18 protein-coding genes and 1 tRNA gene are annotated in these 19,768 nt (G+C 63.8%); 6 read left to right on the forward strand and 13 right to left on the reverse strand.

Annotated features, from left to right (window positions below; all coding sequences use genetic code 11):
* Positions 1 to 89: 89 nt before the first annotated feature.
* Complete coding sequence (gene gtdA / locus KMZ29_RS25410; protein WP_215621739.1) at positions 90 to 1,130, forward strand: gentisate 1,2-dioxygenase; 1,041 nt, start codon at positions 90 to 92, stop codon at positions 1,128 to 1,130.
* Positions 1,131 to 1,495: 365 nt separating this feature from the next.
* Positions 1,496 to 3,952, forward strand: coding sequence for a spermidine synthase family protein (locus KMZ29_RS25415; RefSeq protein ID WP_215621740.1), 2,457 nt, complete (start codon positions 1,496 to 1,498; stop codon positions 3,950 to 3,952).
* On the opposite strand, the gene KMZ29_RS25420 is transcribed toward KMZ29_RS25415, so the two are convergent.
* From KMZ29_RS25420 to KMZ29_RS25435, 4 genes are all read right to left on the reverse strand, one after another.
* The gene (locus KMZ29_RS25420; RefSeq protein WP_215621741.1) at positions 3,915 to 4,748 is read right to left on the reverse strand and encodes an ABC transporter permease; all 834 of its coding nucleotides are present in this window, start codon (positions 4,746 to 4,748) and stop codon (positions 3,915 to 3,917) included. The genes KMZ29_RS25415 and KMZ29_RS25420 overlap by 38 nt on opposite strands.
* Positions 4,741 to 5,514, reverse strand: coding sequence for an ABC transporter ATP-binding protein (locus KMZ29_RS25425; protein WP_215621742.1), 774 nt, complete (start codon positions 5,512 to 5,514; stop codon positions 4,741 to 4,743). The genes KMZ29_RS25420 and KMZ29_RS25425 overlap by 8 nt, the downstream gene beginning before the upstream one ends.
* 125 nt (positions 5,515 to 5,639) lie before the next feature.
* A complete protein-coding gene (locus KMZ29_RS25430; RefSeq protein ID WP_215621743.1) occupies positions 5,640 to 6,644 on the reverse strand; it encodes an ABC transporter substrate-binding protein in 1,005 nt (334 codons plus the stop codon).
* A 19-nt stretch (positions 6,645 to 6,663) separates the two neighbouring features.
* On the reverse strand, positions 6,664 to 8,028 hold the full coding sequence (locus KMZ29_RS25435) for an FAD-dependent oxidoreductase (protein ID WP_215621744.1): 1,365 nt from the start codon (positions 8,026 to 8,028) through the stop codon (positions 6,664 to 6,666).
* A 148-nt stretch (positions 8,029 to 8,176) separates the two neighbouring features.
* On the opposite strand from KMZ29_RS25435, the gene KMZ29_RS25440 reads away from it, so the two are divergent.
* Positions 8,177 to 9,151 (forward strand): 2-dehydropantoate 2-reductase, encoded by a 975-nt coding sequence (locus KMZ29_RS25440; protein WP_215621745.1) that lies wholly within the window; start codon positions 8,177 to 8,179, stop codon positions 9,149 to 9,151.
* Positions 9,152 to 9,243: 92 nt separating this feature from the next.
* Here the strand turns inward: KMZ29_RS25440 and KMZ29_RS25445 are convergent, their stop codons facing one another.
* Entirely contained in the window at positions 9,244 to 10,587 is a 1,344-nt protein-coding gene (locus KMZ29_RS25445) for a Spy/CpxP family protein refolding chaperone (RefSeq protein WP_215621746.1), read from the reverse strand.
* 182 nt (positions 10,588 to 10,769) lie between these two features.
* Here KMZ29_RS25445 and KMZ29_RS25450 point away from each other — a divergent pair, with 182 nt between their 5' ends.
* Together KMZ29_RS25450 and KMZ29_RS25455 are read left to right on the forward strand one after the other, a co-directional pair.
* Positions 10,770 to 11,549: an SDR family oxidoreductase gene (locus tag KMZ29_RS25450; RefSeq protein ID WP_215621747.1), complete on the forward strand. Its 780-nt coding sequence runs from the start codon at positions 10,770 to 10,772 to the stop codon at positions 11,547 to 11,549.
* Positions 11,550 to 11,621: 72 nt separating this feature from the next.
* Complete coding sequence (locus KMZ29_RS25455; protein WP_215621748.1) at positions 11,622 to 11,855, forward strand: hypothetical protein; 234 nt, start codon at positions 11,622 to 11,624, stop codon at positions 11,853 to 11,855.
* An 18-nt stretch (positions 11,856 to 11,873) separates the two neighbouring features.
* Here KMZ29_RS25455 and KMZ29_RS25460 read toward each other — a convergent pair whose 3' ends face one another.
* The 8 genes from KMZ29_RS25460 to KMZ29_RS25495 form a co-directional block, all read right to left on the reverse strand.
* Positions 11,874 to 12,662, reverse strand: coding sequence for an enoyl-CoA hydratase-related protein (locus tag KMZ29_RS25460; RefSeq protein ID WP_215621749.1), 789 nt, complete (start codon positions 12,660 to 12,662; stop codon positions 11,874 to 11,876).
* A 133-nt stretch (positions 12,663 to 12,795) separates the two neighbouring features.
* Positions 12,796 to 13,140, reverse strand: coding sequence for a rhodanese-like domain-containing protein (locus tag KMZ29_RS25465; RefSeq protein ID WP_215621750.1), 345 nt, complete (start codon positions 13,138 to 13,140; stop codon positions 12,796 to 12,798).
* Positions 13,141 to 13,428: 288 nt separating this feature from the next.
* Entirely contained in the window at positions 13,429 to 14,127 is a 699-nt protein-coding gene (locus KMZ29_RS25470; RefSeq protein WP_215621751.1) for an alpha/beta hydrolase family protein, read from the reverse strand.
* A 35-nt stretch (positions 14,128 to 14,162) separates the two neighbouring features.
* Positions 14,163 to 14,239 (reverse strand) — tRNA-Arg (locus KMZ29_RS25475).
* A gap of 134 nt (positions 14,240 to 14,373) precedes the next feature.
* A complete protein-coding gene (locus KMZ29_RS25480) occupies positions 14,374 to 15,333 on the reverse strand; it encodes a tripartite tricarboxylate transporter substrate binding protein (protein WP_215621752.1) in 960 nt (319 codons plus the stop codon).
* 57 nt (positions 15,334 to 15,390) lie between these two features.
* Positions 15,391 to 15,762, reverse strand: coding sequence for a cupin domain-containing protein (locus KMZ29_RS25485; protein WP_215621753.1), 372 nt, complete (start codon positions 15,760 to 15,762; stop codon positions 15,391 to 15,393).
* Between the two features lie 32 nt (positions 15,763 to 15,794).
* On the reverse strand, positions 15,795 to 16,433 hold the full coding sequence (locus tag KMZ29_RS25490) for an RraA family protein (RefSeq protein ID WP_215621754.1): 639 nt from the start codon (positions 16,431 to 16,433) through the stop codon (positions 15,795 to 15,797).
* A 377-nt stretch (positions 16,434 to 16,810) separates the two neighbouring features.
* Positions 16,811 to 17,527: a Crp/Fnr family transcriptional regulator gene (locus KMZ29_RS25495; protein WP_249779787.1), complete on the reverse strand. Its 717-nt coding sequence runs from the start codon at positions 17,525 to 17,527 to the stop codon at positions 16,811 to 16,813.
* Positions 17,528 to 17,980: 453 nt separating this feature from the next.
* Between KMZ29_RS25495 and KMZ29_RS25500 the strand changes: the two genes are divergently transcribed.
* A complete protein-coding gene (locus tag KMZ29_RS25500; RefSeq protein WP_249779788.1) occupies positions 17,981 to 19,285 on the forward strand; it encodes a globin-coupled sensor protein in 1,305 nt (434 codons plus the stop codon).
* The last annotated feature ends 483 nt before the right edge of the window (positions 19,286 to 19,768 follow it).

The following is a 19,768-nucleotide window of genomic DNA, read 5'->3' on the forward strand; positions in this document are numbered from 1 at the left end:
TTGTTGGTCGTCGTTACGGTTGACGATAGCCACATTGTAAGTATACTGTCAATCTATTGAAGCCAACGATAACCTCAGGGAGGCTGGTCATGGAGCCCGTGCTGAAGACGCCGGAACGCGAGGCGTTCTACAAGAAGATCGACGGCGAAAATCTCTCGGCGCTGTGGAACGTGATGGGCGATCTGATCACGCCGGAGCCAAAGAGCGCCTGCCGGCCGCATCTGTGGAAGTTCGACGCCATCCGCGACTACATGACCGAAGCCGGCAAGCTGATCACCGCCAAGGAAGCCACAAGGCGGGTGCTGGTGCTGGAAAATCCGGGGCTGCGCGGGCAGTCGAAAGTCACGACCTCGCTGTTTGCCGGCGTGCAGATGGTGATCCCCGGCGACATCGCGCCGTCGCACCGGCACAGCCAGTCGGCGCTGCGTTTCGTGCTCGAAGGCCACGGCGCCTATACGTCGGTCGACGGCGAGCGCACCGCGATGGAGCCCGGCGATTTCGTCATCACCCCGTCGATGACCTGGCACGACCATTCCAACGAGACCAGCGATCCGATGTTCTGGCTCGACGGGCTCGACATCCCGATGGTGCAGTTCTTCGACGCGTCCTTTGCGGAAGACTCCAAGGAGGACCAGCAGAAGATCACCCGTCCCCCGAACGACAGCTTCGGCCGCTACGGCCACAACCTGCTGCCGGTCGACGAGAAGCGCAAATCCAAGACTTCGCCGATCTTCAACTATCCCTACGCCCATACGCGCGAGGCGCTGGAACAGGCCAAGGCGCGCAACGAGTGGGACCCCTGCCACGGGCTGAAGCTGAGATTCTCCAATCCCGAGACCGGCGATTTCGCGATGCCGACCATCGGCACCTTCATCCAGCTGTTGCCGAAGGGCTTCAAGACCGCGCGCTATCGCTCGACCGACGCCACCGTGTTCGCGGCGATCGAGGGCAAGGGCCGCTCCCGGATCGGCGAGCAGACCTTCGAATGGGGCCCGCGCGATTTGTTCGTGGTGCCGAGCTGGCAGTGGGTCACCCACGAAGCCGACGTCGATTCCGTGCTGTTCAGCTTCTCGGATCGTCCGGTGCAGCAGAAGCTGGATTTGTTCCGGGAGGACCGCGGCAACGCGTGAGGGAGTGGACCTCGATCTTTCGTCGTCCCGGCGAACGCCAGGACGACGGTAGACTGGATTGCTTCATCGCGGGGCCTGTCATCGGGCGCGCATCTCGCCATCTTCCTGCGCATATCGGCCGCATTTTAGGTCGCAACTGCCGGCGCGGAGCCATGGCATGCCGCTGCCGTGGATAAGGTTGGGCACCGGAATTATGGGGCAATCCGGGGGCGAATTATTCAGCACACGTCATGGTAAGTAGCGTACCGACGACGGCAGGCTGGCGACGATTCTTGATGACGTAGCCGTTGCGGTGACCAACGGGTTGTAAGGAAGGTTCATTCGGCGTCCGCGGGGGACGTCAAGACCTGATTGAGGGCAGTCCTTTGCAAGCATCCCCCGGCATTTCGAGCCGCCATTATTTCGCAATCTTTATATTGGCCTCCGCCACCCTGTCCTACCAGATACTGGTAACTCGTTTTTTCAGCGTCATGCTGTATTATCATTTTGCATTTGCTGCCATTTCACTTGCCATGCTCGGACTTACGCGCGGAGCGATGGAGGTCTACAACAAACCTGCCCGCTATGCTCTCGAACGGGTGGGAGTGGAATTCGCGCGCCACGCATCATGGTTTGCGATTACCGGCGTCGGCGCAATGATTGCCTTCCTGTGCGTGCCGCTCGTGATCCCCGGGGGATACGTACCTGCAGCCCTCGCGGTCGCGACGTTCGCCTTCGTGATGCCTTTTACCGAAAGCGGTGTCTGCATAACGCTTTTGTTGACTCGCCTGCCATACGGCGGCGGATGGCTCTATGCGGCCGACCTTTCAGGGGCGGCGCTCGGATGCCTCGGGGTTATCTTCGTATTACTCATCGTCGATCCTGTGAGCGCCACACTATGGATCGGAGCCTTTGCCGCTGGCGCGGGCTGGATAGTGGTGCGGGACAGCGGCGACATCCGCAGCCTGCGCCTGAGCGGCGCCGTCGCACTTACGCTGGCTGCCGCCGCCACTGTGCACACCGGTCTGGCCGTTTCCGGCAAAGACCATCTGGGCGTCTTCTGGGCGAAGGGCTCTCAGCAGATGGGAACGCTGTTCGAGCGCTGGAATACCTACTCACGCGTGAGGGTGACGGCGCTTGGCGAGAGCACTCCGTTCGGCTGGGGCCTCGCCCACACGCCGGAGACGAAGATAGACCAGTACCACCTCGATATCGACGCCGATGCGGCCACGGTCATCACCCGGCACGACGGCGATCTCGGCAAGCTATCCTACTTGAAGGATGACGTCGTCAATGCCGCCTACCTGGTGCAGTCGCCTGACGACGTCGCTGTGGTGGGCGTGGGCGGCGGTCGTGACATTCTTTCCGGGCTCTTCTTCGGCGCCAAGCACATACGTGGAATTGAGATCAACCCCGCGATCTTCGAAGTCCTCACTGACAAATTTGCCGATTTCTCTGGCCATCTCGATCGCCAGCCCGGCGTATCGTTGGTCAATGCCGAAGCCCGCAGCTACATCAACCATTCGCCCGATCGATACGACCTTGTCCAGATTTCGCTGATCGACACCTGGGCTGCAACGGCTGCTGGCGGGCTGACACTCACGGAAAACCGTCTCTATACGGTGGAGGCATGGGCTGACTTCTACCGGGCGCTGAAGCCTGGCGGGCTATTGTCAGTATCGCGCTGGTACGAGCCGGACCATCACCGCGGTGAGTTTTATCGCCTCGTGGCGATCGCGGCGAGTGCGCTCCAGCGTCAGGGTGTGCCCGCAGCCGCACTGGCAAACCATGTTATCGCACTGAACGTCGACAACATCGTAACGGTGATTACCCGTCCTGACGCCTTCACCAAGGCCCAGTGGCAAGCTGCGCGCACAAGGCTTCTGGCCCAGGACTTCAAGATACTCCTGGGGCCGGATGTCAATTTCGACACCGTCACATCGACGCTGCTGTCCGGCAAGGCCGACGCGGCATTCTTCGCGTCACTGCCGGAAAACATCATTCCTTCAACGGACGACAATCCGTTCTTCTTCTATACGACGAGCTTCGGAAATCTTGCCGACGTGCTCTCATCGGCTCGCACCAACAACAGCGCGGCGATCAGCATGACCCTGCTGCTGCTCCTGGTCGCGCTTTGCGCCTGCGGGTACTACATCGCCATTCCGTTTGTCCGCCTCGCAAAGCGGATGCCGCTGTCGACGCTGACGCCACCCGTGGCGTATTTCTGCGCGATCGGCATGGGCTTCATGCTGATTGAGATATCGCAGATGCAGCGGCTGATGGTCTTCCTTGGACATCCCGTCTACGGACTGGGCGTGGTACTGTTCACGATCCTTCTCTTCAGCGGGATCGGCAGCGCCACGGTCGGCGCCCATGCCCTTCGATCGAGCGCGGTCGTCACCAGGGTTGTCGCGCTCGTGACAACGCTCGTGCTGGCGGGGCTATTGACTCCCTTGTTCACCACATGGGCGCGATCGGAAGCTACCGACATGCGCATTCTGTTGTCCGTAGTACTGCTCGCGCCACCGGCGTTCTGCATGGGGATGATGTTTCCGCTCGGGCTAAGCATCTGGCGCCGTCACGCGGAGCTTCTTCCGTTCTTCTGGAGCGCCAACGGAATTACCTCGATGTTTGCGTCGGTGCTGGGCATGGCCTTATCGATAGAATTCGGCATCGCGATGACATATGCGCTAGGCACCTGTTTCTATGTCGTCTGCGCATTCATGATCGCCCGGAGCAGCCGGAGCGAACCGCATGGGCGTGTCCGCGGCGAGGCCGCTCAAGGGACTGGAATTGGTGCGCCAGCTAGCGCCAGTGCAACAGCCGCGTCTCCAGCAGATTGATCAGCTTGCCCACGGCGAGCCCGAACAGCGACAGGATGACGACGCCGGCGAGCAGCTGATCGGTCTGCATCAGGTTGCCGGCCTGCAGCACGAAGGCGCCGATGCCGAACTGGGCGCCGATCATTTCGGCGCTGACCACCAGCAATAGCGCCACCGAAGCCGAGATGCGGAAGCCGGCGAGGATCGACGGCAGCGCGCCGGGCCAGATCACCCGGCGCACGATGGAAGCGAACGGCACGTTGAAACTCTGCGCCATCCGGATCAGGTTGCGCGGCACCGCATCGACGCCGCTATAGACCGAGATCGCGGTGGAGAAGAATACCCCGAGCGCAATGGTCGCGATCTTCGGCTCTTCGCCGATGCCGAGCCACAGGATCAGCAGCGGCAATAGCGCGATCTTCGGAATCGGAAACAGCGCCGAGATGAAGGTGATGCCGACGCCGCGCGCGACGCTGGAAAGCCCGATCGCGAACCCGACCAGGACACCGGCGGCGGTGCCGAGGATCCAGCCGGAGCCGATCCGCATCACCGAGACCGACACGTGCTGCCAAAGCGCGCCCGAGATCGCGAGCTTCCAGATCGCCAGCGCGATCGCCGACGGCGGCGGCAGGAACAGCGGATTGACGAGAGCCGCGCTGCCGGCGAGTTGCCAGAGCGCCAGCACCAGTAGGAGCGCGATCCAGCCGGAATAGCGGCCTGCCTTCGGCGCGAAGCCGGCGCCGCGAAACGCGACCGGCCGCGACACGGCCGCGACATCGGTTTGCGGCGGATCCTTTGGCGGCGCGCGCTCAAGCATGCTGGACCTCGCGCTCGGCGTCGATCGCCTGTTCGCGGATCTTCGACCACAACTCGTTCTGCAGCGCCAGCAGGCGTTCGCGGGCGTGGATGTCGCCGCGCTCGCTGCGCGTCATCGGAATGCTGACGACCTCGCGGATGCGGCCGGGCCGCCGCGACAGCACCACGATACGGTCCGCGATCCGCACCGCCTCCTCGAGATTATGCGTGACGTAGACCGCGCCCATCGCGCCGTCGGCGAGCAGTCTGACAAAATCCTCCATCAGCAGTTCGCGGGTCTGCGAATCCAGCGCCGACAGCGGCTCGTCCATCAACAGGATCGCAGGTCTCACCGCCAGCGCGCGGGCAATGCCGACGCGCTGGCGCATGCCGCCGGACAATTGCTTCGGATAGGCGCCGCGAAAGTCCGACAGGCCGGTGCGGCGCAGGGCGTCGTCGACAACAGCGCGGCGCTCGCCCTGGGCCAGGCCGGTGTGCAGCAACGGGAACTCGACATTCTCCTCCACCGTGCACCAGGGCAGCAGCGCGAAATCCTGGAACACGAAGGTCAGCGGATTGCGGCTGTCCGGCGGCGGCGCGCCGCGCCATTCCGCCGCGCCCGCGCTCGGCTGCAGCAGCCCGCCCAAGATCGACAACAGCGTGCTCTTGCCGCAACCGGACGGACCGACGATCGCCACCACCTCGCCCGAGCGCACCGTGAACGACACGTCGTCGAGCACTTCGAGCGCGCCGAAGCGGTGGCTGATATGGTCGGCGATCAGGTGCATCTGGTGTTTCGTTTCCGGCCCACGCTCTCGCAACTCGTCATTGCGAGGAGCCAAGCGACGAAGCAATCCAACTTCTTCTTTGCGGCGCCATGGATTGCTTCGCTGCGCTCGCAATGACGGATGCGCTAATCCGCCTTCACAAATTCCCTGGCGACGATCGCGTCGACGCCAAATCCCTTGTCGACGAAACCCTGTGCCTGTAGCCATTCGATCTGGTTGGCGACATTCCTGACGTCGAGCTTGCCGTCGGGATCGATATAGGCGCAGTTGCCGACCACCTGCTCGACCGGCAGGTTGGTGTATTTGGCGATGATCTCCAGCAGCGGTCTGGTCTTGTCGTTGATCGAAGCCTTGCCGTCCTTGATCGAGGCCAGGATCACGTCGTGATATTCGCGGTCGGCGCGAGCCAGCGCGCCCAGCAGTTTGGTAACCAGCGGCTTGTTGGCCGCGGTCTTGGTCGACGCAAACACGGCGCCGAGCTGCCACGGCGTCTCGTCGCCGACCCAGCCCAGCAGTTTCGCGCCGCCGTCGTCGATCAGCTTGCGCGCGGTCGAGACCGGCAGCAGTGCTGCGTCGACGGTCTCGCCTTTCAGGGCGGCGGCGGCATTCGACAGCGACTGCAGCGGCAGCACCTTCACCTCGGCAAGCTTGAAGCCGTATTTGTCGGCAAGCAGGCCGAGCGAGTAGTGAAAGCTCGATCCGGTCTGGGTCACGGCGATGCGCTTGCCGGCAAGATCCTTCGGCGTCTTCAGGCCGCTCACATAGGCGTTGTTGCTGGCGAAATAGCCGATCAGGGGATAGCCGGCCTTCTCGCGGCTCATGCCGCCGATCACTTTCAGCGTGCCCTTGCCGGCGAGATTGTAGAGCCCGGCGGTGAATGCCGTGATGCCGAAATCGACATCGCCCGAAGTGGTCGCGACCGCGATCGGCTGCGCGGCGTCGAAGAACTTCAGCTCGATATCGAGTCCGGCCTCTTTGAAGTAGCCCTTGTCCTGCGCGATGAACACCGGCGCCGAGGACGACAGCCGCAGCACGCCGATCTTCGCCTTCAAGGGTTCGTCCGCCCGCGCGATTCCACTCGCCGCCAAAGCCATCAGGCCCGCAAATGCGAGCCGCGCCAACATCTTCATCCGGTTTCCTCCGTCTTTATTACAGCCCTTCGGGCACGCGCTGGTCCCGCCCGATAAAGGCGCCCTGTTGCTTCAATTGTTGTTGCAACTTTTCGACCGCAATGTCGCGCGGAATCGTGTTGCCTGACAGCGCCAGCGCCGCGGCCGACCCCGCGGCCTCGCCCATCGCAAAGCAGGCGCCGGAGACCCGCGCCGCCGACTGGCCGTCATGGGTCATCGAGGCGCAGCGCCCGGCGATCAAGAGATTGTCGATGCCGGCGGGAACCAGCATGCGATAGGGCAATTCGTTGAAGCCGCGCGACTCCGGGATCGGCGGAAACTTGAAGACCACGTCGCCGACGACATGGGATTCCATCGGCCAGCCGTTGACGCCGATACTGTCGTCGAACGAGGCGCAGCCGAGCACGTCTTCGCCCGACAGCATATAGCCGCCGACCACGCGGCGGGTTTCGCGGATACCGAGCTGCGGCGGCAGGTCGACGATGTAGGATTTCTCGAAGCCCGGCACCGTGCGCAGGAACTCGAACGCCTGGATGGCCTGCCGGCGGCCGTCGATCTCGCCGCGGGTAAGATCGTCGGGCTCGAGCCCGCTGATCGCGCTGCCGTCGTCGCGCGAAAGCTGGGTGAAATTCACCCGCCATTCGATTTGCGACCGCTGCGGCCGCACGATCGCGGCCTTGCGCGGAAAATGATGCGTGCCGGCGGCCTCGGCCGCTTCCATCAGCGCCGGAATCGTCCGCCAGGCGTCGCCGGCTTTTTCGGGGTCGATGCCGTTGAGGCGGAACATCATCGAGGGATAGAGCATGCTGCCGGCGTTGTCGCCGACCTCGAACGCGGCACCGGCCCAGGTGGCGAGATCGCCGTCGCCGGAGCAGTCGATGAAGATATCCGCACGCACCGCCTGACGCCCGGCTTTCGTTTCCACCATCAGCGCATTGACGCGCTTGTCGTCCTGCATCGCCACGCCGGCGCCGAGCGCGTGAAAGAGAATGTCGACCTTGTGGGCGGCCAAGAGATCGTCGGCCGCGATCTTGTAGGCCGCGGTGTCATAGGCCTGCGCCAAAATCTTGCCGAGGACCAGATGCGGCGCATTGAGCCCGCCGAGCCGGTCGATTCGCGTCAGCAGCTCGGAGGCGACGCCCTGCACCACCCGGTGCATCTCGCCGAAAACATTGGCATGCAGCCCGCAGAAATTGGTGACGCCCGCCGCCGTCCCCATGCCGCCGAGAAAGCCGTAGCGCTCGATCAACAGCGTGCGCCGCCCCGCCCGCGCCGCAGCCACGGCGGCCGCGATGCCGGCGGGGCCACCGCCGAGAACTGCGACTTCATATTCGCCGTACAGCGGAATTTGACGGGCGGGTTCAGTGATGGATTTGGAGGGCAAGGCGGATTCCCGGATGGTCAGTGAGTATCATGCTCCGGGTGCGGAATTTTAGCCATCTCGTCAAGGCCCGCATCACCGGTTGCACTGCGGAGCCGGCTTGTGGAAACTGGCCGAAGTGTCGACCCCTCCAGCAGGAACCTCCTCCCCCATGCGTATCTGCATTTTCGGCGCGGGCGCCGTCGGCAGCCATTTTGCGGTGCGGCTGGCGCTGGCCGGGCACGACGTATCTTGCGTGATGCGCGGGCCGCATCTGGAAGCTGTGAAAGCGAACGGCCTGACGTTGCGGGTCGGCGACGCCGAATTCAAAGCAAGAGTGAACGCCTCCGACGATCCCGCCGCGCTGGGACCGCAGGATGTCGTGATCTCGACGCTGAAGGCGACGGGCGTCGCTGCGCTCGCGACCGGCCTCAAGCCGCTGCTGCGCGACGACACCGCCGTGGTGTTTGCCCAGAACGGGATTCCCTGGTGGTACGATATCGGACTATCGGCCGATCATCCGCCGCCGCCCGATCTCGGCTTTCTCGATCCCGGGAGCAAGCTGCGATCGGCGGTCGCAAAAGACCGCATCATCGGCGGGGTGATCTTTTCGTCGAACGAGGTGATCGCGCCCGGCGTGGTGGCCAATCTCTCGCCCGAGCGCAACATGCTCTTGATCGGCGAATGCGACGACCGCAGCAGCGAGCGCATCGCCCGGCTGCGCGCCGCGCTCGAAGGCGCTTTGATTACCTCGACGCCGGTGGCGCGGATCCGGGAGACGATCTGGACCAAGCTCCTGACCAACATGTCGATGTCGGTGCTGTGCCTCTTGACCGGACTGACCGCGCGGGGCGTGCGGGACGACCCGGCGCTGCAGGAGGTCATTCCGCGCCTGCTCGAAGAAGCCAACGCCGTCGCGCAAAGCTGCTTTCCCGGCGTCAAGCGGCTCACGCGAAGCGGGCCCGCACCCGACCACAAGCCGTCGATCCTGCAGGATTACGAACTCGGCCGCGCCATGGAGATCGACGTGCTGGTGCGCGCGCCGGCGGCGTTCGCCCGCGCCGCTGATTTGCCGACGCCGATGCTCGACCTGATGGCGGCGCTCGCGATCCGCCAGGCGCGCGACAAGGGGCTTTATCAGGGCTGAGCGTCACATTCGGAAGCTGCTGCCAACAGGCTTCTTGACGCGTTTTCTTTACGCGAACCGGTACCCACTTCGCTCGAAAACGCTATAGCCGGTCAAAAACCGTACCTGCGGGAATGCCGCCGCCTGGTGTCGGCCTGATCCGCCGTGCGCCGCGGGCCGATCGCCTCGAATTGCGCCTTCTGCTCGTCGCTCAGCGTTCCGTAGAAATCGTCAAGCGCCGACCGCACCTGCTTGATCGCCTGCAGCATGGTGTCGAGCCGTTTGCCGGCAGCCGCAAGGCGGGCCGGCGGTGTGACCGTGTCCCCGGCCGGGCACGCGGTCCTGAGCATCTCCGCCGCTTTGGCGCCGGCGTCCTGCAGCGCGACGAGGCGCGGGCGCTGCGCGTCGGTCGGACGCAGCCTCGCATCGATCTCCTCGGTCGGCCATTGCAGCGCGGCAGGCTGCGCGGCGTCGCAGCTCCAGACCAGCGACCGGTTGCTCCTTCTCGCGGTGGCTTGCCGCTGCTGGTCCTCGGCCAGCGCGTTGAGCCGCGCCTTCTGCTCGTCGTTGAGCAGGCCATAGAATTTATCCAGCACCGGCCGCACCATGGCCACCGCCGCGATCATCGCCTCGATCCGCTGCTGCATCGATGCCAGCCGGCTTGGCGCGGTCAGCGCTATCTTGTCCGGGCAGGCTGCCTTGATGTTCCGCGCGGCCGTGACCGAAACGCTGGCGAGATCGTCGAGCGCGGCACGTTGCGTCTCGGTCGGCTCGATCGCCTGCTGGATCAGATCGATCGGCAGGCCGGCAATATCGCGGCTGTCGTCGCCGCACATCTGGGCCAGCCGGTCCATCGCGGCGTCGCGACCGCCGGGCGAGGCGCGTGGCGGCAGATAGAATGCGAGGTCGTCATAGTCGTAGGGCGCAAACAAGCCGGCATAGATGTCGCCGTAACCGTAGCCCCAGAACGGTGCGCCAACGCCGTTACCCCAGATCGCATAGTCATAGATGTCGAAATAGGCGAACGGCCAGAACAGCGGTCCGACCCATCCGTATCCGCCGTTACCGTGTCGCCACCACCCGCTGCCGCTGCGGCCGTAGTGCCATCCCGCCAGCGCCGCGCTGGCGGCGATCCGGGTGCGCATGCCGGGGCTGTGCAGCGCAGCCGTACGGCGCATCGAGCGGGCAAGCGCACGGGAACTCGGCGCGCCGGATCTGAAGTTTTGCGCCGCGACGGCGCGATGGCCACTGATGTGGCGTCCGCCGCGGAAATGCGCGCGGCCATGATGCCCGCCGCCATGGCCGCCACTACGGAAATGCGCGCCGCCGTGACCATGACCGCCACCATGGCCATGACCGCCGCCGTGACCGCCACCGCCTTTCGCAGCGGCATATCCTGCAGCCGACAGCACGGTCACGAGAACGATGGCGGCAAGCCTGATGTTGAATCTCGACATGGCACTGTCCCCGCGCGCCGCGAATTTGCGGGCTATCCGAAAACGCAGGCTCGACGATATGGTTCCCACGGCGGCTGTGAAATTCGGGCCATCGGCAGGCCGCATGACGGGCGAGGTTGCCCGCCGGCCCGAACGAAGCGAAGATATCGCCGCATCGTCAAGACAAACCGGAAAGCGCCCGCATGCACGTCAAGGGAAAAGTCTGTGTCGTCACCGGAGGCGCCAGCGGCATCGGCGAGGCGGTGGCCCGAGCCTGGGCCGCGGCCAGTGCGCGCGGCGTGGTGGTCGCCGATCTCAAGAGCTCGCGCGAGCGGCTCGCCAAAGTCGCGGGCGAGATCGACGGCCTCGCCGTGACCTGCGATGTCGGCCAGGAGGAAGACATCAGGGCGCTGATCGCCGCGGCCGAGGACAAGTATGGCCCGGTCGACGTGTTCTTTTCCAATGCCGGCCTGTCGCGCAAGGGGCAGGAGAGCGCCGACGACGCCGACTGGGACGTCAGCTGGCGGGTGCATGTCATGAGCCACGTATTCGCGGCGCGCGCGCTGGTGCCGGGCATGCTCGCGCGCGGCTCCGGCTATCTGCTCAATACCGCTTCCGCAGCGGGGCTGCTGGCGTCGCTGAACTCCATGCCCTATGGCGTGACCAAACATGCCGCGGTGGCGCTGGCCGAGCATCTCGCCATTCAATATGGCGACCGCGGCATCCGGGTTTCGGTGCTGTGCCCGCAATCGGTGCAGACCGGCATGACGACGCCGGGGCCGAGCGCGGCGCGGGTCGACGGCGTGCTGCAGCCGGCCGAGGTGGCGCGCATGGTAATCGAGGCGATGGAGGCCGAACGTTTCTTGATTTTGTCGCATCCGCAGGTACACGAATACATGCAGCGCAAGGCCGCCAACACCGAGCGCTGGCTGACCGGGATGCGGCGGCTGCGCGACAGGATCTATGGCGCCCCAGCAGGCTGATAGCTGATATCTGCTCCTGGATCGAGAAACCGGCGGGAAGGACCGACAGCCTTGAACCTGATTCTATCCGTCATGCTCGGCCTGATCCTCGGCGCTGCTCCCGCCCTGGCGGCGGTGGAGCAATGCCGGTTCATCCAGGCGAAGCCCGAACGTGAGGCCTGCTATCAACGCCAGGAAAAGGAGCTCGCGGCGAAGCGTAAGCCCGCGCCCGCCGCCAACACCAGGGCGACGGAAACGCTGGAGCAGATGCGGCGGGAAGACGATGCCGTTTACAAGAGCCTGCGCGGCATCTGCCGGGGATGCTGAGCGGCCGGTTCGCGCGGTTTATTTCTTGAGGCCCGCCCAGTTGCCCGCGCGCTTTTCGGCGAACGAGGCAAGGCCTTCGGATGCCTCCGCGGTCCGGCGCCGCGCCGAATGCATCCGCACCAGCCGCGCATAGGCCTCATCATCCACGGCCATGCCGCCGAACGAGCTTTCCAGCGCAAGCCGCTTGGTCTCGGCCATGGCCTCGGGGCCGTTGGCCAGCAACTGGTCGACGACTTTCGCGCCCGCGGCTTCCAGATCGTTGAGCGGCACCACTTCGTGCACGAGACCGATGCGGCGCGCGTCCTCGGCGCCGAAGCGCTCGCCGGTCAGCGCATAGCGGCGGACCTGGCGGACGCCGATGGCGTCGCACAGTTGCGGGATGATGATGGCGGCCGTCAGCCCCCAGCGCACTTCGGTGATCGAGAACAGCGCATTGTCGGCGGCGATCACCACGTCGCAGGCGGAGATCACGCCGGTGCCGCCGCCGAAGCAGCCGCCCTGCACCAGCGCCACGGTCGGGATCGGCAACAGGTTCAGCCGCTGCACGGCCTCGAACGTGGCTTGCGACACCGCTTCGTTTTCGGCAGGCGATTTCGGCCGCACGCCGTTGATCCATTTCAGGTCGGCGCCGGCCTGGAAGTGCTTGCCGTTGCCCTTCAGCACCACGACGCGCAGCGAAGGCTGCTTGCCGAGATCGGCCATCGCCGCGAGCACGCCGTTGATCAGGCCGGCGTCATAGGCGTTGTTGACCTCCGGGCGGTTCAGCGTCACCGTGGCGAGGTCCCACAGGACCGGGTTGGCAGGCATGGACGCTTCCCCTGGTTGGATGTTGGCGACTGTTACGAGGGCAATACGCCGGGATCGCCGGCAGTGCCAGATCACTTCGCCTTGGTGCCGGCGATGCGGCCGGGCGAGCCCGCGAAGAATTCGTGCACGCCGCTCATTTCTCCACCAGGCCCTTGCGCGCCCGCCATCCCGCCATGCCGGCCGGATAATGCTGCGCGTCCTGCCGCCCGGCAGCGATCATTCGCTTCATGGCGGCTGCAGATCGCCCCCCGGCCTGACAGATCAGCACGACGCGCTCGCCGCGCGGCACGCGAGCAGGATCGAATTGGGAGAGTGGATGATTGACCGCGCCGGGAATGTGCCCACCGGCATATTCGTGCGCCTCACGCACATCCACGACCGTGCACGCTCCGCTTCGATGCGCTTGCAGGAGTTCCTCATGCGTAATGGCCGGAGTGCTGGAGGTAGCCATAAACTTGCGCAAGAATTGAGACAGCATCGAACGAGCCTTTCCCTTGTCACGAGACCTGACCGCTCCTGGCGGCTTCGAACTGCGTCAGCGACGCGATCGCGTGATATATTCGAATTCTCTAATATATGTCAGTAACGAAGGCGGATCAATGGCCCGGCCGCAATTCGCAATCGGGAGCCCGCGGCTGCGAACGTTGACCCCGCCTTTTCCGGTCGCCAAAGGTCGATGCCGTGGATCGCTGCGACTGTTTTCGCCAACGATCTCTTCTTGATGGCGTGAAAATCTTCACAGTCAGGGTACCCTTCGATCGCGAATTCAGGATACCGCTTCTCCAGCCCCGATCGCAGCGATCCAGCGCGCGAACGCATCGAGAATTTCGTTCAGGACTTCGCGGTCGTTGCGGCCCGAACGCACCGGCACGTGGAAGGAATGATCGGCCGCTTCGACGAGATGCAGCGTGGCCGTTGGCCCGAGTTTCCCGACGACCGGCTCGATCAGCTTCGTCTCCGCGAGCTTGTCGCTCGTGCCCTGCAGGAACAGCATCGGAATCTCGATGTCGGCGAGGTGTCTGGCGCGATCGTCGGACGGCTTGCCCGCCGGATGCAGCGGAAAGCCGAAAAACGCCAGTCCGTCGACGCCCGGAAGCGGCGCAATCGCCTGCGCCTGCGAGGTCATGCGGCCGCCGAAGGATTTGCCGCCCGCGATCAGGCGCAGTCCGGAGCAGCATCGCGCGGCTTCCGCCACCGCGGCACGCACGGCGGCGTGCGCGAGCGCTGGCGGGTCGGGCCGCTTGCTGCCCTTCTCCATATAAGGAAACTGATAGCGCAGGCTCGCGACGCCACGTTCGGCGAGACCACGGGCTGCCGCCTCCATGAAGGAATGCGTCATCCCCGCTCCCGCCCCATGAGCGAAGACAAAACACACGCGCGCGTTGGCGGGACGGATCAGCAGCGCGGAAACCGAACCCGCGTTCCCGACCGCGATCTCTAGCTGCTGCGGGCCGGCGACGCTCATCCGGTGAGAAACCCGATCAGCATTTGGCAAAGATTTGGCGATCCCGGCATGACTCGAACATGCGACCTACGGTTTAGGAAACCGTCGCTCTATCCGGCTGAGCTACGGGACCGAAGCCCCGCAAATGGGCGCGGGGACTTGGGAGCTAATTACCAGAGGCAACGCGGCATCGCCAGCCCTCCGGTACGCTGGAGGGCTGGCGACGGCAGCGCCTGCGGCCAGCGCCCCCCGCCGCCGTCCGGAACTTTACGCCTTGATATTGTTCTCGCGCACCACCTGGCCCCAGATGCTGACCTGTTTGGCGAAGAATGTGCCGAAGTCCTTGGCGTCGGCCAGCACCAGGGTCATCTGCTGCGTCTCGCGCAGCTGCGCCGCCACGGCCGGCTCGCTCAAAATCTCCCGGACCGATTTCGCCATGCTGGCGATGACATCCGGCGGCGTGCCTTTGGGAGCGAAAATGCCCCACCAGGCCAGCGTCTCGAAATCGGGGAAGCCTGCCTCGATCGCCGTCTGGGTGTCCTTGAGCACCGGCAGCCGCTCGCGCCCCAACTGCAGGATGGGACGAAGGTTGGGCCCGAGCTGGGCCGTCACCAGCGCCGCCGATCCCGCGATCAGATCGACATGTCCGCCGAGCACATCATTCATGGCCGGACCACCGCCGCGGTACGGCACATGCGTGATCTCCACGCCGGCCTTCTTGGCGAGCAGCGTCATGGCCAGATGGCCGAGGGTACCGATGCCGACCGAGGCGTATTGGACCGAGCCCGGCTTTGCTTTCGAAGCCGCAATGACGTCGGCAAACGTCTTGAACGGCCGGCTGGCGTTCGCCGCAATCACATAAGGGGCCGTGCCGACCAGAAACACCGGCACCAGATCCTGCTCGACGTCGACCTGCGGCTTTTCGAGAATGGCGGGAATGACCGCGTGCGAGTCGAAGGTCACGAGAAACGACGAGCCGTCCGGCGGGCTCTTGGCGACCTGGGCGGCGCCGAGCGAACCGGCCGCGCCGGACTTGTTCTCCACCAGCACGGTGCGGCCGAGCTTCGTCTGCAGATGGGACTGCAGCAGCCGGGCCAGGGCGTCGGTGGAACCTCCCGGCGGGAATGGCACCACCAGCGTCATTATCTTCGAAGACTGCGCCAGCGCCGGCGCGACCGCGAACGCGGCCGACGTCGCCAGCATGGTACGTCTGGTGATCCTCTTCATTGCTCTCCCCCCCGATTGTTGCTGCGCTTTTGCGCTTGTTCACAGTCTATTGCAGGTTCATTGATTCCCGAAGCCCGATCCGGGCTTCTTATATTCCGGTCGCGGCGGACTGAAGATATCGAGCACGCGCGCGCCCTCCGGCCCGGCGCGCATGGTATGCGGCACGTTGCCCGGTGTGCGCCAGAAATCGCCCTTCTTCACCGCAATCTCCTCATCCCCTTGCACCCGGATGGCCGAGCCGTCCAGCAACACGCCCCATTGCTCTTCGGGGTGATGATGCAGGGTCCCTTGAGAGTGCGGCGCCAGCGTTACCACCGACAGCATGGCCTGTTCGCCGGCGAAAATGCGCGTGGTGAGGCCCGGCGCGAGATCGCGAAACAGGCCGTCATGCGGATTATCCAGATTGTGAAACTCGTCCTTCTGACTCATCGTTCCTTCCTTCAATGCCGGTTGCGTGTCGATCAGGATTTTGCGTAAGAGCCCTGGTAACGGCCCTCGCGGATCGAGACGATGGTTTCCTCTTCGCGCTTGATCTGGACGTGGACCGCCTCGAGCAAGGTCGATGCGATCGAGGCGGGAAAGGACACCACGCCGTCCTCGTCGCCGACCACGATGTCGCCGGGCGATATCACCGAGCCGCCGATCGAGACCGGCACGTTGATTTCGCCCGGACCGCTCTTGTAGGGGCCGCGGTGAATGACCGCGCGGGCAAAGCATGGAAAGTCGGACGCGGCGAAGGCGGCGACGTCGCGGATGGCGCCGTCGATCACATAGCCCGCAGCGCCGCGATACTCGGCGATGTTCTTCATGATCTCGCCGACCAGCGCCCTGGTCTCGTCGCCGCCGCCATCGACAACGATCACGTCGCCCGGCCCGACCAGTTCGAGCGCCCGGTGGATGGCAAGATTGTCTCCCGGCCGCGTGCGCACGGTGAACGCAACTCCCACCAACCTGCCGCTGCGATGGAACGGCCGCAGCCCCACGGCGCCGGGCAGCCGGGCAAGGTTATCGCTGATGATCGATGTCGGCGCGCTCCTGAACGCCTCGATCAACGCCGGCGCAGGCTTCGGCACGTTCATCATGGCCGTGGTGACGCTCATGCAGACTGCTCCCCCTGTACAGTTCCGGCGCGTGCAAGCGCGCGCTGATCCGCGGGCGCGGCCGAAGCATTGTCTGCTTTTGCATGCCGCCCCCCGGGCGCAACATCTGCAGCCTGTACCGTGGAGAGGTCAAGTTACGCTCTGAACCTGTTTTTCAATACCTGATATTCAGGAAACCGTCGCCCGATCCGGCCGGGCCACGGGACCGAAGCTCCGCATGCAGGCGCGGGGCTTGGCAGCAACAGTGGCGTCGATCCGCGCGTCTCCAATTTTGCGGGCAATCAGACGTCGGTCAATTTCCTCGCGCTGCCCGGGCTCGCAAAATCGGGATCGACCAGTAAGGGCAGGACGATGCAAGCTATTCGCTTCCGCTGCGATCAATGCAGCGACCCGATTCGCTCCAGCTCGGCGGGATTGCGGACTTGCAGAGTACCGTCTGACACCTCGACGACGCCGCGATCACGAAACAGGCTGAGCACCCGACTCACATGAACCGGCGTGAGTCCGACGGCATCGGCGATATGTTGCTGGCGCAATGGAAACGGGTAGCGCTGATCACGGATCACGCTTCGGGCCGCGATCCGCCGCATGAGGTGCAAGAGCAAATAGGCAATGCGTTCCTCCGCCGAGCACTGGCCGAGCGCAGTCTGCATCTCATCCGCTGCTTCGGTTTCAGCGACGCAGGAGGTTGCCAGCGCCGTCAGAATTTCGGGATTGGCAGCCAGCCTTGATTGGACTTCCTCGCGCCGCATCGCGCTTATTTGCGCCTCAGTCAATGCTTTGATTGAAAAGCGGAACCTCTGCTCAAATACTGAGGTAACGGAGAACAGATCGCCCGGCAGCAGGAAATTCAATATTTGCCTGCGGCCGTCGGGCAATTGAAGGAACCGGAATCCCCAGCCGCCGCACAACACAAAGACATCTTCGGATACCTGGTTTCGAGCGCCGATTTGCTTGCCTGCAGGAACTGTTTGGTGATGTTGCCAATTCCCGCCTTGGTCCGAAAGCGATTGTTCGAATCGTTTATCGAACAGCGTGCCGCAGAAGCCGAGATCACGGTGTGGACACATTACACAGGGTGACACGGCTTGCATTTGAGTACAATCCGAGGGCGGGGAAGACGTGGCATTATGTATCTAGCAAGAGCGGCACGATTCGCTCACCCAATAGCGCATGGCAGATATGCGACTTAGCTGAAATTGATATAGATCAATGACAAGGATTGAATTGCTGTGTCGCGGCGGAAGCATGAACGTCAGCAGAAAGCTGAATTCGCACAATATTGACGGCGAATGAGCACAAGACAGTCACCATCCATCCGACGGCACTCCTCTCAAGTTGATGCAGATTAACAATCTACATCAACTCGAGAGGATCAATTTTGACTCAAGATCAATCATCTTGTCCCGACCGGGCAGCAGTCGTCGGCGTATCACCTGCCGATTCCCTCCTTCCCTAATACAAATCGAAGACAGGACATGAGCGCGATGACGTCCCATGCGACAAACTCCGGCGCCACCGGCGCCCCCCAGGATCGGGAGACCCGGATGCGCTTCATGCGCATCGATGCCCGGACCGGCGAACTGCTGCGCGAGTTCTGGAAGGTCGTCGAGCCGGTGCTGCCAGAGGTGCTCGAAGGCTTCTATCAGCACATCACCAGGGAGCCGCAGCTCGCGCGCATGATCGGGAGCGATATCCCCCGCCTCAAGACGGCGCAGGGATCGCATTGGGCGCGTCTGTTCAATGGCCGCTTCGACCATGAGTATATGCAGGGCGTGCGCACGATCGGCCTCATCCACAACAAGATCGGGCTGGAGCCGCGCTGGTATATCGGCGGCTACAATTTTGTACTGAGCCAGCTCGCTACTCTCGCCGTTCGTCAATATCGCTGGAAACCAAACCATCTCTCGGCGGTGCTCACTGCCCTGAACTGCGCGGTGCTGCTGGACATGGACATCGCGATTTCCGTCTATCAGGAAGCGATGCTGGCGGAGCGTCAGAAGCAGCAGGACAAAATTACGGCCGCGATTCAGGATTTCGACGGTCAGATGAAAATCGTTCTGAAAACAGTCGGTGGCTCGGCGACCAATCTGCAAAATGCCGCCAACGTGCTTGCCTCCAGTGCTGAAGATTCGACCCAGCGATCGACCGCCGTCGCTGCGGCCTCGGAACAGGCGTCCACCAATGTGCAGGCCGTGGCAGCTTCGACCGAGGAGCTGACATCGTCGGTCAGAGAAATCGGCCGTCAGGTCACCGAGTCCACCAGGATGACCGGCATGGCCGTGGAGCAAGCTAGCCGATCCGGCGCCACGATGCAGGGCCTCGCCAACGCGGCGCAAAAGATCGGCGACGTCGTCGAGCTGATCAACACCATCGCAGGCCAAACCAACCTGCTGGCTCTGAATGCCACCATCGAGGCGGCGCGCGCCGGCGAAGCCGGCAGGGGCTTTGCCGTGGTGGCCTCCGAGGTGAAGGCGCTGGCGGAGCAAACCGCGCGAGCGACCGGCGAAATCGGTCAACAGATTCTGGCTATCCAGCAAGCGACCAAGGAATCCGTCGGATCGATCCAGGAAATCGGGGCAACGATCGCTTCAGTCAATGAGATCGCCACCGCCATTGCTGCGGCCGTTGAACAACAAGGCATGGCAACCGCCGAGATCGCACGCAATGTCCAGGAGGCTGCCCGCGGCACCCAGGAGGTTTCGAGCAACATCGGCGGCGTCAGTCAGACCGCGAGCGGGACCGGGCAAACGGCGGCGCAACTACTGTCCTCGGCCAATGACCTCTCGCAGCAGTCGGAAACGCTGCGCACCCAGGTAGAAGGGTTCTTCGCTGCAATCCGATCAGCATAGCATCTCAACCTCAAGATTTGCTTCGCCGATATTGAGATCACTTAGCCAGGCCACCGGCAGAACCGATCCAAGTCAATACTGGCCCCCTCGCAACCGTAAAAACCATTGCCGCATCGAAAGTCATGCGACCAAGGGCAATGCCACCACGCTGGTGGCTCACCTGCTTCGAGTTCTGGGATGACCACCGGGCCAGGGAGAGTCCGCGGCGTGACACGGTCACGCCGCTGGATCAAAATAGGATTCGCATCACGGGCGCTTCCTATATTCGCTGCTCGGATAGCTGCGCGTCAGCGCCTGTCGTTTTCGGATAACCCAACAATTTCAGCGCGATACTGATTCGTTCCGGCTGCCACGGCAGCAGTGGACTGTTACAGCTTTCCGGACACTGGCCGGTCACGCCATCTTAACCGCAAATACATTCTCAGGCTGTATTTTTACGGTGAACCATCGTTCGCTCGGGCGCTGATCGGATGCAGCTTGCCC

The organism is Bradyrhizobium sediminis (genome assembly GCF_018736085.1).
In the GTDB taxonomy this organism is placed as follows: domain Bacteria; phylum Pseudomonadota; class Alphaproteobacteria; order Rhizobiales; family Xanthobacteraceae; genus Bradyrhizobium; species Bradyrhizobium sediminis.

What these genes read in the sequence shown, in the direction of transcription:
- KMZ29_RS25495 (WP_249779787.1), bottom strand. Translation starts at nt 17,527, where the DNA reads ATGCAAGCCGTGTCACCCTGTGTAATGTGTCCACACCGTGATCTCGGC.
- gtdA (WP_215621739.1), top strand. Translation starts at nt 90, where the DNA reads ATGGAGCCCGTGCTGAAGACGCCGGAACGCGAGGCGTTCTACAAGAAG.
- KMZ29_RS25500 (WP_249779788.1), top strand. Translation starts at nt 17,981, where the DNA reads ATGCGCTTCATGCGCATCGATGCCCGGACCGGCGAACTGCTGCGCGAG.
- KMZ29_RS25490 (WP_215621754.1), bottom strand. Translation starts at nt 16,433, where the DNA reads ATGAGCGTCACCACGGCCATGATGAACGTGCCGAAGCCTGCGCCGGCG.
- KMZ29_RS25430 (WP_215621743.1), bottom strand. Translation starts at nt 6,644, where the DNA reads ATGAAGATGTTGGCGCGGCTCGCATTTGCGGGCCTGATGGCTTTGGCG.
- KMZ29_RS25445 (WP_215621746.1), bottom strand. Translation starts at nt 10,587, where the DNA reads ATGTCGAGATTCAACATCAGGCTTGCCGCCATCGTTCTCGTGACCGTG.
- KMZ29_RS25440 (WP_215621745.1), top strand. Translation starts at nt 8,177, where the DNA reads ATGCGTATCTGCATTTTCGGCGCGGGCGCCGTCGGCAGCCATTTTGCG.
- KMZ29_RS25470 (WP_215621751.1), bottom strand. Translation starts at nt 14,127, where the DNA reads ATGAGCGTCGCCGGCCCGCAGCAGCTAGAGATCGCGGTCGGGAACGCG.
- KMZ29_RS25480 (WP_215621752.1), bottom strand. Translation starts at nt 15,333, where the DNA reads ATGAAGAGGATCACCAGACGTACCATGCTGGCGACGTCGGCCGCGTTC.
- KMZ29_RS25485 (WP_215621753.1), bottom strand. Translation starts at nt 15,762, where the DNA reads ATGAGTCAGAAGGACGAGTTTCACAATCTGGATAATCCGCATGACGGC.
- KMZ29_RS25425 (WP_215621742.1), bottom strand. Translation starts at nt 5,514, where the DNA reads ATGCACCTGATCGCCGACCATATCAGCCACCGCTTCGGCGCGCTCGAA.
- KMZ29_RS25450 (WP_215621747.1), top strand. Translation starts at nt 10,770, where the DNA reads ATGCACGTCAAGGGAAAAGTCTGTGTCGTCACCGGAGGCGCCAGCGGC.
- KMZ29_RS25455 (WP_215621748.1), top strand. Translation starts at nt 11,622, where the DNA reads ATGCTCGGCCTGATCCTCGGCGCTGCTCCCGCCCTGGCGGCGGTGGAG.
- KMZ29_RS25465 (WP_215621750.1), bottom strand. Translation starts at nt 13,140, where the DNA reads ATGCTGTCTCAATTCTTGCGCAAGTTTATGGCTACCTCCAGCACTCCG.
- KMZ29_RS25420 (WP_215621741.1), bottom strand. Translation starts at nt 4,748, where the DNA reads ATGCTTGAGCGCGCGCCGCCAAAGGATCCGCCGCAAACCGATGTCGCG.
- KMZ29_RS25460 (WP_215621749.1), bottom strand. Translation starts at nt 12,662, where the DNA reads ATGCCTGCCAACCCGGTCCTGTGGGACCTCGCCACGGTGACGCTGAAC.